The sequence below is a fragment of the Psychrobacter sp. 1U2 genome (genome assembly GCF_051847575.1).
Genome location: NZ_JBPYDC010001430.1, coordinates 1 through 602, shown reverse-complemented (window position 1 = coordinate 602; position 602 = coordinate 1). Strand labels below are relative to the sequence as shown.

Sequence of the window (602 nt, the reverse complement as noted above, 5' to 3'; positions counted from 1 at the left end):
GATAAAAGAATGTAACAGACTGGTTTTACATATATTATTCGTTGTTCGATTATTCAAGAGATGGGCAGACAAACAGTGAAAAAATCATATCAAGAAAGAATATTTTTAATAAAATCTATATTAATAATTAGGTAATAATATTAATTATCTAAAAGATAGGTTCTGAAAGAAGTATAATTTTTGACTTATCAATAGTGATAGTTGTAATCATAACAATATTTATCATAAATTTAGGGGATGTATTATGAAATGGCGAGGCAGACGAGGGAGCTCTAACGTTCGTACCAGTAGTGGCGGTGGAAAAATGATCGGTGGCGGTATTGGCGGCATCATTATAGCTGGTATCTTGTGGTTAGTTTTTGGCGTAAATCCAATGACTGCTCTACAGACTGGTCAAGTGATAACAGGTGGTGGTACCAGTACCTCAACTGAACCAGCCACAAGTGACGATCGTGATACACAGTTTGTTAAGGTAGTACTGGCTGACACAGAAGAGGTTTGGCATCAAGTATTTAATGAAGGTGGTCAAACTTACCAAGAGCCTTCACTTATCCTCTTTAATGGTCAAGTAAGCTCAGCTTGTGGGAGCGTGACCGCAGCGA

At 37.4% G+C, this 602-nt stretch carries 1 protein-coding gene; it reads left to right on the top strand.

What is annotated here, in order from left to right; all coding sequences use genetic code 11:
* Positions 1–244 precede the first annotated feature (244 nt).
* Positions 245–602 (top strand): neutral zinc metallopeptidase (locus ACS8FD_RS22475; RefSeq protein WP_439277492.1); only part of this gene is annotated, 358 nt, incomplete at its 3' end.